The organism is Pseudomonas canadensis, from assembly GCF_000503215.1.
Lineage (GTDB): Bacteria > Pseudomonadota > Gammaproteobacteria > Pseudomonadales > Pseudomonadaceae > Aquipseudomonas > Aquipseudomonas canadensis.
Genome location: NZ_AYTD01000004.1, coordinates 24,612 through 39,292, shown reverse-complemented (window position 1 = coordinate 39,292; position 14,681 = coordinate 24,612). Strand labels below are relative to the sequence as shown.

Here is a 14,681-nt window from a genome sequence, read left to right as displayed (position 1 = left end):
TGAACTGCGTCACCAGAGTACGCCTCATATGAAGCGCTACCCCACCACGTGAGCAGCCCTTGCGCGCCTACCGAACGCCAGCCAAAAAAAATCCCCGAACCAGTCGGGGATTTTTTACTTGCGATCAATCAGCCCAAGGGCAGATCAATCTTCGCGGTAGCGACGCAGCTTCAGCTGCTTACCGGCAACGCGAGTGTCTTTCAGCTTGGCCAGCAGTTTTTCCAGACCGTCTTCTGGCAGCTCCACCAGGGAGAAGCTGTCACGGACTTGGATACGACCAATGGCCTCGCGTGCCAGGCCACCCTCATTGAGGATAGCGCCCAGCAGGTTCTTGGCAGCGATACCATCACGCGCGCCCAGCGCGGTACGGCAACGAGCACGGCCTTCAGCCAATGGCACCGGAGCGCGACGCTCACGATCACCACGGTCTGGACGGTCGCCAGTACGCTCTGGACGATCACCGCGTGGCGCGCTGTTCGGAACCAGTGGACGTTCTTTCTCGATGGCTGCAAGCGTCAATGCTTGACCGTTGGTGGCTTTACGCAGCAAGGCTGCAGCCAGGGCACGCGGGGTGCAACCGATATCGGCGGTCAGGCGGTCCAGCAGGTCGCCGTGGGTCGATTCAGCGTCAGCCACCAGCGGCGACAGGCTGTTGGTCAGTTTCTTGATGCGCGCATCGAGAACGGCCTGGGCATCCGGCAGGCGGACTTCGGCAACTTTCTGACCGGTTACACGCTCGATCACTTGCAGCATGCGGCGCTCACGTGGAGTCACCAGCAGCAGTGCACGACCTTCGCGACCCGCACGGCCGGTACGGCCGATACGGTGAACGTAGGACTCTGGATCGTAAGGCATGTCAACGTTGAACACGTGGGTGATACGTGGAACGTCAAGGCCACGGGCAGCAACGTCGGTCGCCACAACGATGTCCAGACGGCCATCCTTGAGGGAGTCGATCACGCGCTCACGTTGGTTCTGGGCAATGTCACCGTTCAGCGCAGCGGCTTTGTAGCCTTTGGCTTCCAGGGCGCTGGCCAGGTCCAGGGTCGCTTGCTTGGTGCGCACGAACATGATCAGGGCGTCGAAGTCTTCGACTTCCAGCAGGCTCAATACAGCCGAGGTCTTCTGGTCAGCGTGAACCAACAGGTGAGCCTGTTCGATCGCGGTAACGGTCTGAGTCTTGGTCTGGATCTTCACGTGCTCAGGATCGCGCAGGTGACGCTCGGCGATGGCACGGATCGACTGTGGCAGGGTAGCCGAGAACAGTACGGTTTGACGGGTTGGTGGCAGTGCCTTGAAGATGACCTCCAGGTCATCCATGAAGCCCAGCTTCAGCATTTCGTCAGCTTCGTCCAGAACCAGGTGGTTCACGGTCGACAGGACTTTCTCGTCACGACGCAGGTGGTCGCACAGACGGCCCGGGGTGGCAACAACGATCTGTGCGCCATTACGGATTGCTTTGAGTTGTGGGCCCATAGGCGCGCCGCCGTAAACGGCCACAACGGTTACGCCTGGCATTTGCTTGGCGTAGGTTTCAAAAGCGGTTGCTACTTGCAGCGCCAACTCACGGGTTGGCGCCAGGATCAGGGCTTGCGGTTCGCGCTTGGCAGGATCGATGCAGTGCAGGATTGGCAAAGCGAACGCGGCAGTTTTGCCGGTACCGGTTTGCGCCTGGCCAATCATGTCCTTACCGGCCATGATGATCGGGATCGATTGCTGCTGAATCGCCGAAGGCTCTTCGTAGCCAGTCGCTGCGACGGCTGCAAGAATATTCGGGTTCAGATTAAAAGCGGCGAAGCCGCCGGTTTCCTGGGTCATGGGTCTGCCTCTAAGTGCATCCGCAAAGACCCATGCTCCAAAGCTGCGCATGCCGTGTTGAGACTCAAGAGTCGCCCTGGCTGCTTTGTCGGCGGGGATTTGCGAAAACGAATGAATGAAAAAGATTCGTCAAGGGAGAGTCCGCTGTGCGGACGTGCAGCCGAAGCTGACTTCGGGGAATTGCGCTACCTAAACGCGGCCCGGTTAAAGGCCGGCGCGCACTATACCGGAAATAGCTGAAAAAGGGAGCTTTTTTTATCGGAAAGAACCGATAAACCGCGCTGTGTCACAGTCTTTGCAGATAACACCGGCAAGGTCTATTTTTCAAAGGCCCGGCCCTGCTGGTCATAACGCTTAAACGGTTCACCTGACATCTCAGACCTTTGGTCCGAAACCTTTTCCCGCGCCCGAGGGCACACCCGATGAATCAAGTCAGTAGCAGCCGCGTCAGCCGTGAACTCCAGGGTCATGTCTTGCTTTTGGGTCTGGACCGGGTCGCCAAACGCAACGCGTTCGACCTGGACCTGCTCAATGAGCTGAGCCTGGCGTATGGCGAATTTGATCGAAATACCGACGCGCGGGTCGCGGTGGTGTTTGCCCATGGCGATCACTTCACCGCCGGGCTCGACCTGGCCAATGTCAGCGGTGTGATGGCCGGTGGCTGGCAGCCGCCGTTGGGAGGTTGCGATCCCTGGGGCGTATTTGCCGGCCCGCGCGTGAGCAAACCGGTGATCGTCGCGGCCCAGGGTTACTGCCTGACCATCGGGATAGAGCTGATGCTGGCCGCGGACATCAACCTCTGCGCCAGCAACACGCGTTTTGCGCAGATGGAAGTACAGCGTGGGATCTTTCCGTTTGGCGGCGCGACGCTGCGCTTTCATCAGATTGCCGGCTGGGGCAACGCGATGCGCTGGCTGCTGACCGGCGATGAATTCGACGCCCATGACGCCCTGCGCCTGGGCCTGGTGCAGGAAGTAATGGCCAGCGAAGACCTGCTGCCCCGTGCCGTCGAACTGGCCAACCGCATCGCCCGCCAGGCGCCGCTGGGCGTTCAAGCCACGTTGATGTCGGCGCGGTTGGCGCGGATGGAAGGCGAAACCGTGGCGGCAGCGGCGTTGCCGCCGATGGTGGATAAACTGCTCAACAGCGAAGATGCCAAGGAAGGCGTGCGGGCGATGATCGAGAAGCGGCCCGGCGTATTCAAAGGTATTTGAGTTGGCAGTACCAACGCCATCGTCGTGACAGGCGACTAAGTCGCCGGCCGAATCGCCTTGATCAGCGGTTGCAACGAATACCCAAGGCGCGGTGCCAAGGCTTCAGCGCGAGCGGACAGCGACCCCAGGTCCAGCGCCTGATCCAGCTCCGACGGCACCAGCAAAATCACATTGCCCTCCTTCACCGGCAGTTCCCAGTAATGCCGGTGATACAAGCCACGTAACAACGCGGCGCCCAAAGGCTTGCCATCATCGGTGGCCCACTGGTTGATCACCAGCCAGCCACCGGGGTTGAGTTTTTTCTGGCAGCTTTCCAGGAAGGTCCAGGCCAGGTGCCCGACGCCGGGACCGACGTCGGTGTAGAGGTCAACGAAGATCAGGTCGGCCGATTCGGCACTGTCGAGCAATTGCAGGGCATCGCCAATGCGGATGTACAAACGCGGGTCGTCGTCCAGCCCCAGGTACTCGATAGCCAGGCGCGGCACGTCGGGGCGCAACTCGATGGCTTCCACGTCTTCCAACGGCAGGAACTTCAGGCACGCCTGGGTCAACGTGCCCGCCCCCAAGCCGAGGAACAGCGCGCTTTCCGGCTGTTCATGGCACAACGCGCCGATCAGCATGGCACGGGTGTAGTCGTACTCCAGCCAGCTCGGGTCAGCAGTGAACACACAGCTTTGCTCGATGGCATCGCCGAACTCGAGAAAACGGTAATCGGCCACTTCGAGCACACGGATCATGCCGAAGTCATCATGGACTTCAGCCAGCAGGCGCTCGACACGCTCCTCGGTCATCACTACTCCTAAAGGGTTTACCGCACGGCAAAAGCGCGATTGTCGGCCAACCGGCGGCAACAGGTCACGCACTAATTGCTGATAACATTGGCGCCCCACCGTCAATCAGCCAATCGAGTTCATGATGAGCCAACCCTGGAGCCCCGACAGCTGGCGCGCCCTGCCGATCCAGCAACAACCCCAGTACCCGGACGCTGCGCACTTGTTGCAAGTGGAGCAGAACCTGGCCAGCTATCCGCCACTGGTGTTTGCCGGGGAAGCCCGCGAGTTGCGTCGTCAGTTTGCCGAAGTGACCCAGGGCCGTGCGTTCCTGCTGCAAGGCGGCGATTGCGCCGAGAGCTTTGCCGAGTTCTCTGCGGCGAAGATCCGCGACACCTTCAAGGTGCTGCTGCAGATGGCGATCGTGATGACCTTTGCCGCCGGCTGCCCGGTGGTGAAAGTCGGGCGCATGGCGGGCCAGTTCGCCAAGCCGCGCTCGGCCAACGATGAAACCATCGACGGCATCACCCTGCCCGCCTACCGTGGCGACATCGTCAACGGTATTGGTTTCGACGAAAAAAGCCGTGTGCCGGACCCGGACCGCCTGTTGCAGTCCTACCACCAGTCCACCGCCACCCTCAACCTGCTGCGCGCCTTTGCCCAAGGCGGTTTTGCCGACCTGCACCAGGTGCACAAATGGAACCTGGATTTCATCGCCAACTCCGCGCTGGCCGAGAAGTACAGCCAACTGGCCGACCGTATCGACGAAACCCTGGCCTTCATGCGCGCCTGCGGCATGGACAGCTCGCCGCAACTGCGCGAAACCAGCTTCTTCACCGCTCACGAAGCGCTGCTGCTCAACTACGAGCAAGCCTTTGTGCGCCGCGACAGCCTGACCAACGATTACTACGATTGCTCGGCGCACATGCTCTGGATCGGCGACCGCACCCGCCAACTGGACGGTGCCCACGTCGAGTTCCTGCGCGGAGTAAACAACCCGATCGGGGTCAAGGTCGGCCCGAGCATGAACCCGGATGACCTGATCCGCCTGATCGACATCCTCAACCCGGACAACGACCCTGGCCGCCTCAACCTCATTGCGCGCATGGGTGCGGGCAAGGTCGGTGATCATTTGCCAGGCTTGATCCGTGCCGTGCAGCGCGAAGGCAAGCAGGTGCTATGGAGTTCCGACCCGATGCACGGCAACACCATCAAGGCCAGCAGCGGCTACAAGACTCGCGACTTTGCGCAGATCCTGGGTGAAGTGAAGGATTTCTTCCAGGTGCATCAGGCCGAGGGCACATATGCCGGCGGGATCCATATCGAGATGACCGGGCAGAACGTCACCGAATGCATCGGCGGCGCGCGACCGATCACCGAAGATGGCTTGTCGGATCGGTATCACACCCACTGCGATCCTCGGATGAATGCCGATCAGTCGCTGGAATTGGCGTTTCTGATTGCCGAGACACTAAAGCAAGTCAAGCGCTGACCTTTGAGCGAACGGGCCTCTTGTGGTGAGCGGGCTTGCCCCGCGCTGGGCTGCGCAGCGGCCCCAAACCAGTCACTGTGATTCTATCTGAAGAAATTTAGTGGTCTTACTGGGGCTGCTTCGCAGCCCAGCGCGGGGCAAGCCCGCTCACCACAAAAAGCCCGCTCACAACAACATTGCCACCCGCAACCGGTCGGCACTTGGCCGCTGGCAATTGAGCTGGACCTGTTCCAGTCCAAGCCAGTCGGCCATTTGCAACAGGTTCGACGCCAGCGCCGCCATCCCCTCATCATCCAATCCCGGTTCCTCCTCATGCACGGCGTGCACCGCGAGGCGCCCATTGGCGCGTTCGGCGCGCAGGTCCACACGCGCAGCAATCCGCTCGTTGTGCAGAAACGGCAGCACGTAGTAGCCGTACACCCGCTTGTCTTGTGGGGTGTAGATCTCGAGGCGGTAGCGGAAATCGAACAGTCGCTCAGTACGGCTGCGCTCCCAGACCAACGAATCGAACGGCGACAGCAACGCACTGGCCGGCACTTTGCGCGGCACTTTCGGATCGGGCAGGCAGTAAGCCAGCTGTTTCCAGCCTTGCACTTGGCAAACCCGCAGTTGACCGTCCTCCACCAGTTCGGCAAGACGAATGCGGCTGTCGGCCGGATCGAGGCGGAAGTAGTCGCGCAGGTCTTTTTCAGTCCCCACGCCCAACGCGGTGGCGCTGTGCAGCAACAAACCACGCTGGGCTTGGGCTTCAGTCACAGCGGTTTGAAGGATATCGCTGGGGATGACCCGCTCCGGCAAGTCGTAGAGCCGTTCAAAACCGCGTCGGCCGGCGACCGTCACCAAGCCGGCGGCAAACAGCCATTCCAGTGCATGTTTTTCATCGCTCCAATCCCACCACGGACCGGCGCGCTCCTCACGGGTCGACAAACTGCCAGCCCCCAATGCGCCTTGCTGCTCGACCGTCTGCAACACCCGCTGAATGGTGGCTTGCTGCTCACGGCCAAAACGCGCCATTTGCGAATAGATGCCCTGCCCCTGCTGCGCCCGCTGCATACGCCAGCGCATCAACGGGTACAACGCCATCGGCAGCAAAGAGGCTTCATGCCCCCAATACTCAAACAGCGAACGCCGTCGACCCTGGCTCCAGGCGGCCTGCTCAAGGATCGACGGGGAGTAGTTGCCCAAGCGGGAAAACAGCGGCAGGTAATGGGAACGTACCACGGCATTGACCGAATCGATCTGCAACACCCCTAGGCGTTCGATCATGCGGTTGAGGTGCACAGCCTTGATCAGTGCCGGCGCCTGGCGCCCGGAAAATCCCTGGGCCGCCAGCGCCATGCGTCGAGCTTGCTTGAGTGAAAAAGACAGATCGGCGGGCATGGGGCTCTCCGTGTGGGCTCGCCGACTACCCTACTGCATCCGCGATCATTTTCGCAGCGGATCCTGCCAGAAATGCAGGTGGCGCTCGTGCTCGACATCGCCGCGGCTGAGGCCGATATCCTTGAGCGCATCATCACTCAAGGTCGCCAGCATCTGGCGCTCCTCATGCAGCGCCTGCCACCGGACAATCTTGTGAACCAGCCCGGCAAACGGACGTTTCGCCATCAACACAAAACCTCTTTGACCTTTCATCTTCTCGCCCTCCAGTGGGGATGGCGCAAGTGTGTGCCTGGGCTTAAGATCAATCCAACGAATGTTTCTTATGCAATACATCTCAGAGATTGATCAATTGTCCAGCTTCCCGAGCATCGACACTGAAGTCCTGCGCACCTTCGTCGCCATCGCCGACCAAGGCGGTTTCACCCGCGCTGGCGAACTCGTAAACCGCACCCAGTCGGCGGTGAGCATGCAGATGAAGCGCCTGGAGGAAGACGTATTGCAGCGCAAGCTGTTCGAGCGCGATGGCCGGCAGGTTCGGCTGACACCCGAAGGCCAGGTGTTGTTGGGGTATGCGCGGCGCATCTTGAAACTGCACAGCGAGGTGTTCAATACCCTGCGTGAGCCGCACATGGTGGGATTGGTGCGCATCGGTACACCAGACGACTACGTGATGCGGTTCCTGCCGGGCATCCTCAAGCAGTTTTCCAAGGCGTACCCGCTGATCCAGATCGAGATGCACTGCGAGGCGTCCACGGTTTTGATGCAGCGCCGGGATTTGGCACTGACCGTTGTCAGCCGCGAGCCTGGCAATGAGATGGGTGAACTGTTGCGCACCGAGCGCATGGTGTGGGCGGCAGCGCCGTGCTTCTGCAGCGATGAGCACGACTCGCTGCCCCTGGCGATGTCCGGCGCCGACTGCCTGTACACCCAGTGGGCCCGCTCGGCACTGGACGCGGCCGGGCGCGATTACCGCCTGGCCTACCACAGCTCCAACGTGTCGGCGATCCAGGCCGTGGTCAATGCGGGCCTGGCGGTGATGGTCAGCATGGAGAGCCTGGTGACCGATGACCTGCGCATACTCGGCCGCGACGAGGGTTTCCCGCCATTGCCGTCAATGAATCTGCATTTGCTGCGTAACACGCGGATGAATTCGCCCATCACCGATTGCCTGGCGGACTACATCATCGAAGGTTTCAGACTTTAAAGGTCAGCATCACCGCGCACACCACCAAGAAGCCGCAGAACAGGCCGCGCAGTACGCGCTCTGGCAGGGCATGGGCGACTTTCACGCCCCAACTGATACTGAGCAGACCACCGACGGCCAAGGGCACGCCGATCATCCAATCCACTTCCTGGTGCCAAGCGTAGGTCACCAGTGTCACGCCGGTACTCGGCAACGCCAGGGCCAGGGACAGGCCTTGGGCAACCACTTGAGTAGTACCGAACACACTGGTCAGCACGGGCGTAGCAACCACTGCGCCGCCCACACCGAACAGACCGCCCATGGAGCCGGACGCCGCCCCCAGCACCCCGAGCCATGGCCAGGAGTAACGCATCTGCGCCGTTGGTGGCGCATTGCGGGTGAACATGCGCACCAGGTTGTAGGCCGAAAGCGTCATCAGGAAGACAATAAAACCAATGCGCATCGCGCCAGCGTCCAGGCCTACCGCCCAGATCGACCCGAGCCAGGCGAAACTAAATCCCATGACGCCCAACGGCAGCGCATGGCGTAGTTCGATACGGTTGCGTTGGTGGTAGCGCCACAGCGCCAGCATTACGTTAGGCACCACCATCACCAGCGCCGTGCCCTGGGCCAACTGCTGATCCAGGCCGAACAACACGCCCAGCACCGGGATCGCGATCAGCCCGCCGCCAATGCCAAACAGGCCGCCCACCGTGCCGAGGGCAGCGCCCAATACCAGGTACATCGCTAAATCCAACACCGCTTGTCACTCCACAATCCCAGGAATTGCATGCTACGCAGTCGACGCTGGCACGGAAACGCACAGCAACGCACAATGGTTGTGCCAATCTCGCATAAGCGATCTTTCGATGAACCCGAATACCCTGACTGATCAACTGAGCCTGTTTCTCGACGTGCTGGAAACCGGCAGTTTTTCCGCTGCCGCACGCCGTCATCCGTTGACGCCCTCTGCCGTGGCGCGGCGTATCGACAGCCTGGAAAGCTCGGTGGGCAGCCGCTTGTTCCAGCGCAGCACCCACGCGGTGGTGGCGACCCCGGCGGGTTTGGCCTTTGCCGAGCGGGCGCGGCGGATCGTCAGCGAATTGCAGTTGGCGCGAGCCGAGGCGGTGTCTTTGAGCCATGCCCCGGAGGGCCTGATTCGGGTGGATGCGCCGGCAGCATTTGGTCGACGGCACCTGGCGCCAGTGATTGCCGACTTCCTGAATGTGTACCCCGGGCTGGACGTGCACCTGCATCTGATCGACAGCTTTGTGGACATGCAAGGCGCACACCTGGGCAAGGTTGATCTGGTGCTGCGTGCCGGGCATCTCGTCGACACGCGGCTGATCGCCACGCCCCTGGCGAGCATCGTGCGTATCGCCTGTGCCAGCCCGGCCTACCTGAAAAGCCGTGGCACGCCAAACCACCCTCGGGAGCTGAGCGAGCACGACGGGCTGGACTGGGATGGCCTGGCGCCCACGTTCGCCTGGCGCTTCGAGCTGGATGGGCGCCGCGCGACCTATCGTCCACGTCGCATCCGCATGAGTGCCAACAACGCCGAAGCCTTGCTGTCCGGCGCCCTGGCCGGACTGGGCATTGCCCACCTGCCCACGTGGCTGGCCAGTGAATACCTGGTGCGCGGCGAATTGCTACCACTGTTTTGCGAAAATGGCCTGCCTAGCCCGGAAACCACCGGGATCTATGCGCTGCGCCTGGAACAGCAACCCAACGCACGCAGCCGCTTGTTGCTGGAATACCTCAAAACCCGTTTCAGCCCCGTGCCGCCCTGGGACCTGGCCTTGCAAAGTGGCTTGGTCTGACCGCTCGGACAGAATTATCTGGCGCATTAAAGATTTGCCCGCTAGATTCCAGCACAGATACGTTTTCCGGAGGCACCGCCATGAGCAAAAATCCCGACCCGTGCGAATCCCTGATGCTGGACAACCAGCTGTGCTTCGCCCTGCACTCCACCTCGCTGCTGATGACCAAGGTCTATAAGCCACTGCTGCAAGCACTCGGCCTGACCTACCCGCAGTACCTGGCCATGATGGTGCTGTGGGAAGAGGATGGTTTGACTGTCGGCGAAATCAGCAGTCGCCTGCTGACCGATCCGGGTTCGCTCACGCCGCTACTCAAGCGCCTGGAAGCTGAAGGCCTGCTCAGTCGCACCCGCAGCCGCGAAGATGAACGCGTGGTGGTCGTGGAATTGACCGACGCCGGCCGCGCCCTGCAGGACAAGGCCATGGGCATACCCCAGTGCATACTCGGCGCCAGCGGCCTGGAGCTGGAGCAATTGCGCAAGTTGCAGGGCGACCTGATTGCCTTGCGCGCCAACCTGCAAGGCAACATTTAACCTCTCCCATCAAGGGCGTCGCGTCCGCAGCGCCCGCAGAAAATGACCGTTCGTCCCCGCCTCAGAATATTTCTATAAATTTATCTTGCGCGCAAAACATTAGCGCTATACATTCGCCTCACCAACTACTTAGCGCGCAAACATTTAGCGCTAATAACCAAAAAGGAAAACACCATGCAAACGCTCTATACCGCAGTAGCTACCGCCACCGGCGGCCGTGATGGTCGTGCTGTTTCCAGCGACAACATCCTCGACGTCAAGCTCTCCACCCCCAAAGAACTGGGCGGTGCCGGTGGCCAGGCCACCAACCCTGAACAACTGTTCGCTGCCGGCTACTCGGCTTGCTTCATCGGCGCTCTGAAATTCGTCGCCAGCCAGACCAAACGCAAAATCCCGGATGACGCCTCGATCACTGCCCACGTCGGCATCGGCCAGATCCCCGGTGGTTTCGGCCTGGATATTGACCTGCACATCAGCCTGCCCGGCCTGGCTCAAGACGACGCGCAAAGCCTGGTCGACGCCGCTCACCAAGTCTGCCCGTACTCCAACGCCACCCGTGGCAACGTCGATGTACGCCTGCACGTGACTGTCTAAATGACCTCGGCCGCCCCTGGAGAACGCAATGAACACAATTGGTAAAGCACTCACCGGCACCCTGCTCGCCCTGTCCGTCACCCACGCCTTTGCGGCGCCAGGTGAAGTTGAACACAACACCCAAGCCTTTCTGGATGTGTTGAACGCCGGCACCGGCAAACCGATGGAACAACTGACGCCCAAGGACGCCCGTGCTGTTCTGACCGGCGCCCAGGCGGGTGTGAAGCTGACCTTGCCAGCCGCAGATGTGAGCCAGAAGACCATCCAGGTCGATGGCAAGCCGCTGGACCTGACCATCGTGCGTCCGGCCGGGGTCAAGGGCACCTTACCTGTGTTCATGTTCTTCCACGGCGGCGGCTGGGTGCTGGGGGATTACCCGACGCATGAACGCCTGGTGCGGGACCTGGTCGTGGGTTCGGGGGCGGTGGCGGTGTTCGTCAATTACACGCCTTCGCCGGAAGCGCATTATCCGGTGGCGATCAACCAGGCCTACGGCGCCACAAAATGGGTGGCCGAGCATGGCCAAGAGATTAACGTCGATGGCAAGCGCCTAGCGGTCGCGGGCAACAGTGTCGGCGGCAATATGGCAGCGGTGGTCAGCCTGATGGCCAAGGACAAGGGCACCCCGGCCATCAAGTTCCAAGTGCTGTTATGGCCAGTGACCGACGCCAACTTCGACACCGGTTCCTACAACCAATATGCCGAAGGTCACTTCCTCACCCGCAACATGATGAAGTGGTTCTGGGACAACTACACCACCGACGCCAAGCAACGCGCCGAGATCTACGCCTCGCCGCTGCGGGCCAGCATTGATCAGTTGAAGGGCCTGCCGCCCGCCCTGATCCAGACCGCCGGCGCCGACGTGCTGCGTGATGAGGGCGAAGCCTACGCCCGCAAGCTGGACGCCGCCGGTGTGCCGGTGACCGCCGTGCGCTACAACGGCATGATCCACGACTACGGTTTGCTCAACGTGGTCAGCCAAGTCCCAGCGGTGCGTTCGGCACTGCTCCAGGCCTCGGATGAATTGAAGCAACACCTGAAGTAAAACGTAACGCCCACGAAAAAGCCCGACTCAAGGTCGGGCTTTTTTTCGTATCGGCAGGGCCAGAATTACTTCTTGGCGCGACCTTTGTACGAACCGCCTTCGCGGGTGTCGATCTCGATCAGGTCGTCGATTTCGATGAAGTCAGCGACTTGCAGCTCGGTGCCGTTAGCCAGCTTGGCAGGCTTCATGACTTTGCCCGAAGTGTCGCCGCGAGCGGAACCTTCGGTGTAGGCCACTTTACGCACGATGGTGGTCGGCAGCTCTACGGAAACCAGGCGCTCTTCGAAGAAAATAGCTTCGCAGACGTCTTCCATGCCTTCTTCGATGAACGGCAGAACGGCTTCGATGTCTTCAGCGTTCAGCTCGTACATGGTGTAGTCGGTGGTGTCCATGAACGTGTAGGTGTCGCCGCTGATGAAGGACAGGGTCGCTTCTTTGCGGTCGAGGATCACGTCGTCCAGCTTGTCATCGGCGCTGTATACGATCTCGGTCTTGTAACCGGTCAGCAGGTTCTTCAGCTTGGTCTTCATGATTGCGCTGTTACGACCAGACTTGGTGAACTCAGCTTTCTGAACCAGCCAAGGGTCGTTTTCGAGACGGATCACTGTACCGGGTTTCAGTTCTTTACCAGTTTTCATTGCATATATCCGAAATTTGGATGGGATTTACAAAATTCAAGGTGGCGTATCATATCCAACTTTCATAAAACTGCACCAGCGCCGTCGCAAGATCGGCCTGCAAACCCTGTTCCAGACACCATGCTTCGGCGTGCAGATTCACTTCCGGCCAGTGTTCCAGCAGCATTTTCCACGGTTGGGCCATGTCGCCCTCCGTGTTCCAGGCCTGCCAGAGACCGATCAAAGCAGCGCTTGCCGCTGGAGACAAGTCGGCGGTGTACAGCTCCAGGAAGGCATCGAGTTTGTCGAGATGGATGTCTTCGTCCTGTCGGTAAATGTGCCAGAGCAGCGGACGCCCGGCCCATTGGGCACGCACGAACGAGTCTTCGCCGCGCACGGCATTGAAGTCGCAGCACCACAGCAAGCGGTCGTATTGTTCCTGGCGCACGAAAGCGATGACCTGCACCGTCAGCGATCCGCGTTGCTGGATATCCCCTGCGACCAGCCGGTCCACACCGAGCCAGCGCTGCACGTCGCCCAGGATACGTCCCTCGGGGACCAACAGATGAGTGGCACACCCGTCCGTCGATAACACATCCAGCCAACTGGCGAGCCCCGCGTTTTCGTAGGCGAAAAGTGAGATCAGCCGCGCATCCAGTGCGGGAACTATGCCCAAGGCTTGCAGGAAGTCTCGCTGCGCGCCGGCATCCTGCTGAAACGCCCTACGCCGCTCCAGCAATCCCGCCTCACGCAACAGGCCGCCGGTGCCGGGTCGGAACCCAGGAAAGAAGAAGTACTTCTGCACGCCCTTGAATTTCACCGACGGCAGTCGATGACAGCCCACCACCCAGTCTTCGGCACTCAGGTAATCCAGGTTCATCCACAACGGCACACGTTCGCGCTCGGCCATGGCTTCCATATAGTCGGGCGGCAACTGACAGGCGAACGCGGCAATCACTACGTCGGCTGCTGGCACCTTCACCCACTTGGCGGGCCAGTGGCGCACTTCGACGCCTTCCTGCCATTGCAGGTCTTGCTGCACATCGATTTGCGGGCACATGCGCTCGAATGCCCGCAGGTCATCGACCCACAAGCACACATCGCAGGCGTGCTCCGCCACCAACTGCCGAGCCAGGCGCCAGGTCACGCCGATATCGCCGTAGTTGTCGACGACGCTACAAAAAATATCCCAGCGGGCTTTCATTCCGGGCTCCAATGCTCAAAGGCTCGATTGTCCGCATAAATGCGCGGATGCAGAAGGCTTGATCGCGATTATTCTGCACGGTGGCTGTGCGACAATCGCCGCCACGCCGTTTATGCCCGCCAGGAGGCCATCATGTCCGATCGTCCGTTATCGCTGTTCAAGCTAAGCGCTGCTATCGCGTTTGGCGTGTGGCTGGGGTTTATCGCCCTCGCGCTGACGGCTTGGCTGGCCTCGCGCTACCTGTTCCCGCAAAGCCTGGCGCCGGTGGCCCAGGCCGTGCAGCAATTGGGCAAGCCTGCGGTGGTGGCACCTGAACCGCCAAACCGCATGTTCGAGCAGTACCAGCAGAACCTGCAGAAGCAGGAACAGCAGCAAACCCTGGACCAGGCCCGCAACAATGCGCGCAACCTGTCCAACCCCAAATGCCAGTTCTGGCTGCAACAGGACCAGAACGCCCCCAACGAAAAGACCCGGGCCAATGTCCTGCAATTCTGCGATTGATGACCAATGAATAAACATGCCGTACACCAGCTTGTATTAGAGAAGCTCGCCCTCGATCTCGATATTGCCCAACGCGCAGCGCAGACCGCTTACGAAACCGCGACCCACGAAGAAAACATCGCGGAGAACAAATACGACACCCTGGGGTTGGAGGCTTCCTACCTGGCGGCGGGGCAAGCCAAACGCGTGGAGGAGATCAAGCAGGCGTTGGCGTTATGCCAGAGCATGCAGCTGCGGGCCTTTGATGATCAACGCGGTATAGAAATTGGCGCGCTACTGGGGCTGGAAGACGAGAACGGTCGCCAGCAATGGCTGTTTTTGGCGCCAGATGCGGCAGGTTTGAAAGTGGATGTGGTCGGGCAACCGGTCACCGTCATCACCCCGCGCTCGCCGCTGGGCAAAAGCCTGCTGGGCAAGTTCGAAGGCGATGAGGTGGAGATTCTGGTGGCGGGCGCTCGGCAACACTTCACGGTTACCGACGCCAAATAACCTGTAGGAGCGCATTCATTC

At 60.7% G+C, this 14,681-nt stretch carries 16 protein-coding genes; 9 read left to right on the top strand and 7 right to left on the bottom strand.

The genetic code is table 11. The features are described from left to right. Positions 1–144: 144 nt before the first annotated feature. On the bottom strand, positions 145–1,818 hold the full coding sequence (locus U367_RS0102890) for a DEAD/DEAH box helicase (protein WP_028615656.1): 1,674 nt from the start codon (positions 1,816–1,818) through the stop codon (positions 145–147). Positions 1,819–2,240: 422 nt separating this feature from the next. On the opposite strand from U367_RS0102890, the gene U367_RS0102885 reads away from it, so the two are divergent. Continuing rightward, positions 2,241–3,032, top strand: a complete 792-nt coding sequence (locus tag U367_RS0102885) for a crotonase/enoyl-CoA hydratase family protein (RefSeq protein WP_028615655.1) — start codon at positions 2,241–2,243, stop codon at positions 3,030–3,032. Positions 3,033–3,067: 35 nt separating this feature from the next. Here the strand turns inward: U367_RS0102885 and U367_RS0102880 are convergent, their stop codons facing one another. Then, on the bottom strand, positions 3,068–3,823 hold the full coding sequence (locus U367_RS0102880; protein WP_028615654.1) for a spermidine synthase: 756 nt from the start codon (positions 3,821–3,823) through the stop codon (positions 3,068–3,070). 124 nt (positions 3,824–3,947) lie between these two features. Here U367_RS0102880 and U367_RS0102875 point away from each other — a divergent pair, with 124 nt between their 5' ends. Further along, complete coding sequence (locus tag U367_RS0102875) at positions 3,948–5,294, top strand: class II 3-deoxy-7-phosphoheptulonate synthase (protein ID WP_016975387.1); 1,347 nt, start codon at positions 3,948–3,950, stop codon at positions 5,292–5,294. 165 nt (positions 5,295–5,459) lie between these two features. Here U367_RS0102875 and U367_RS0102870 read toward each other — a convergent pair whose 3' ends face one another. Next, a complete protein-coding gene (locus U367_RS0102870) occupies positions 5,460–6,674 on the bottom strand; it encodes a winged helix-turn-helix domain-containing protein (RefSeq protein WP_028615653.1) in 1,215 nt (404 codons plus the stop codon). Positions 6,675–6,719: 45 nt separating this feature from the next. Beyond that, on the bottom strand, positions 6,720–6,926 hold the full coding sequence (locus U367_RS0102865; RefSeq protein WP_028615652.1) for a DUF1127 domain-containing protein: 207 nt from the start codon (positions 6,924–6,926) through the stop codon (positions 6,720–6,722). A 70-nt stretch (positions 6,927–6,996) separates the two neighbouring features. Here U367_RS0102865 and U367_RS0102860 point away from each other — a divergent pair, with 70 nt between their 5' ends. Then, the gene (locus U367_RS0102860) at positions 6,997–7,878 is read left to right on the top strand and encodes a LysR family transcriptional regulator (RefSeq protein ID WP_032864125.1); all 882 of its coding nucleotides are present in this window, start codon (positions 6,997–6,999) and stop codon (positions 7,876–7,878) included. Here the strand turns inward: U367_RS0102860 and U367_RS0102855 are convergent. Beyond that, complete coding sequence (locus U367_RS0102855; protein ID WP_028615650.1) at positions 7,868–8,617, bottom strand: sulfite exporter TauE/SafE family protein; 750 nt, start codon at positions 8,615–8,617, stop codon at positions 7,868–7,870. The two genes, U367_RS0102860 and U367_RS0102855, sit on opposite strands and share 11 nt — an antisense overlap. Before the next feature lie 109 nt (positions 8,618–8,726). Between U367_RS0102855 and U367_RS0102850 the strand changes: the two genes are divergently transcribed. The 4 genes from U367_RS0102850 to U367_RS0102835 all read left to right on the top strand — a co-directional run bounded on the left by U367_RS0102850 (position 8,727) and on the right by U367_RS0102835 (position 11,849). Further along, positions 8,727–9,677 carry a LysR family transcriptional regulator gene (locus U367_RS0102850; protein WP_028615649.1) on the top strand — a complete coding sequence of 317 codons (951 nt, stop codon included), beginning with the start codon at positions 8,727–8,729 and terminating at the stop codon, positions 9,675–9,677. Between the two features lie 80 nt (positions 9,678–9,757). Next, complete coding sequence (locus U367_RS0102845; protein ID WP_028615648.1) at positions 9,758–10,210, top strand: MarR family winged helix-turn-helix transcriptional regulator; 453 nt, start codon at positions 9,758–9,760, stop codon at positions 10,208–10,210. A 174-nt stretch (positions 10,211–10,384) separates the two neighbouring features. Next, complete coding sequence (locus tag U367_RS0102840; protein ID WP_010176159.1) at positions 10,385–10,804, top strand: organic hydroperoxide resistance protein; 420 nt, start codon at positions 10,385–10,387, stop codon at positions 10,802–10,804. 28 nt (positions 10,805–10,832) lie between these two features. Further along, the gene (locus U367_RS0102835) at positions 10,833–11,849 is read left to right on the top strand and encodes an alpha/beta hydrolase (RefSeq protein ID WP_028615647.1); all 1,017 of its coding nucleotides are present in this window, start codon (positions 10,833–10,835) and stop codon (positions 11,847–11,849) included. Between the two features lie 65 nt (positions 11,850–11,914). Here U367_RS0102835 and U367_RS0102830 read toward each other — a convergent pair whose 3' ends face one another. Further along, positions 11,915–12,487: an elongation factor P gene (locus U367_RS0102830; RefSeq protein WP_028615646.1), complete on the bottom strand. Its 573-nt coding sequence runs from the start codon at positions 12,485–12,487 to the stop codon at positions 11,915–11,917. A 49-nt stretch (positions 12,488–12,536) separates the two neighbouring features. Further along, positions 12,537–13,670, bottom strand: a complete 1,134-nt coding sequence (earP, locus tag U367_RS0102825) for an elongation factor P maturation arginine rhamnosyltransferase EarP (protein ID WP_028615645.1) — start codon at positions 13,668–13,670, stop codon at positions 12,537–12,539. Between the two features lie 132 nt (positions 13,671–13,802). Between earP and U367_RS0102820 the strand changes: the two genes are divergently transcribed. After that, positions 13,803–14,171: a hypothetical protein gene (locus U367_RS0102820; RefSeq protein WP_028615644.1), complete on the top strand. Its 369-nt coding sequence runs from the start codon at positions 13,803–13,805 to the stop codon at positions 14,169–14,171. A gap of 6 nt (positions 14,172–14,177) precedes the next feature. After that, entirely contained in the window at positions 14,178–14,660 is a 483-nt protein-coding gene (locus U367_RS0102815) for a GreA/GreB family elongation factor (RefSeq protein WP_028615643.1), read from the top strand. The last annotated feature ends 21 nt before the right edge of the window (positions 14,661–14,681 follow it).